Source organism: Roseovarius sp. MBR-78, assembly GCF_040547535.1.
Lineage (GTDB): Bacteria > Pseudomonadota > Alphaproteobacteria > Rhodobacterales > Rhodobacteraceae > Roseovarius.
Window position 1 is genome coordinate 1 of sequence record NZ_JBEPPX010000087.1, and the last position, 1,054, is coordinate 1,054.

At 62.4% G+C, this 1,054-nt stretch carries 2 protein-coding genes; both read left to right on the forward strand.

What is annotated here, in order from left to right:
• On the forward strand, positions 1-657 hold a 657-nt coding region (locus ABIE58_RS20315), incomplete at its 5' end, for an efflux RND transporter periplasmic adaptor subunit (protein WP_354546422.1).
• A gap of 32 nt (positions 658-689) precedes the next feature.
• Positions 690-1,054 (forward strand): efflux RND transporter permease subunit (locus ABIE58_RS20320; protein ID WP_354546423.1); only part of this gene is annotated, 365 nt, incomplete at its 3' end.

The following is a 1,054-nucleotide window of genomic DNA, read 5'->3' on the forward strand; positions in this document are numbered from 1 at the left end:
GCCGAATACGCGCAGGCCGAAGTTGCGCTGCGCGAGGCCGAGCGGCGCCTCTCACAGACGCAGATCATCGCGCCTTTCGATGCAATCGTGGCGCGCACCTTCATCGAGGAATATGTCAACGTCACCTCCGCGGCGCCGGTTGCGCGTCTTCAGGATGTCAGCGAGATGCGGATCATGATCTCTCTGCCGGAAGAATTGGCGGCGGTCGCACGCAGCGCACCCGACGCCTTCGATCTCGTGGCAAGTTTTCCAGCCGTGCCCGGCTACACGGCTCCGCTCATGCTTCGGTCTTTTGCAACCGATGCCGACCGCACGGCGCAGACCTACGATGTGGAATTTGCCATCCGGGGTGATGTCGACTCGCGTCTTCTGCCGGGGATGACGGCCAGGGTGCGTCTTTCAAATGCGGCGGCCGAAGCCAGTGCACAATCCGCCATGGTCCCCGTGTCGGCGATCGATACCTCTAGCCGAACCGAGCCTTCGGTCTGGATTTACGACGAAGAGTCGGGGCAGGTCACGCGCCGGACCGTGCGTCTGGGCCTTCCCGTCGATAACGAGATCGTGGTTCTGGAAGGTCTCCAAGGCGATGAACTGGTCGTCTCCGGCGGGTGGTGGCGGCTTCGCGACAATCAGACCGTGACGGTTGCGGGGCTCTGATCCCGCCCCCTTGACAGGACACGAACAGATCCATGGCATTCAGCATTTCCGGCGCAAGCATCCAGAGGCCCGTGGCGGTCTGGCTCCTCATCCTTTTTTGCCTTCTTGGCGGGTATTGGGGGCTGAACACCGTGGGCCGCCTTGAAGACCCGAGTTTCACGCTCAAGACCGCGCTAGTCTTCGTGCCGTATCCCGGCGCGACAGCAGTCGAGGTCGAGGAAGAGGTCTCTGACGTCATCGAAAACGCGCTGCAGCAGATGAAGCAGCTTGACCGGGTCGAATCCAAGTCGATGCCGGGCATGGCGCAAATCACCGTGGAGATCGAGGGCACATATGGCCCGGATGAGATTCCGCAGGTCTGGGACGAGATGCGCCTGCGCATCCGCGACGTGGAGGG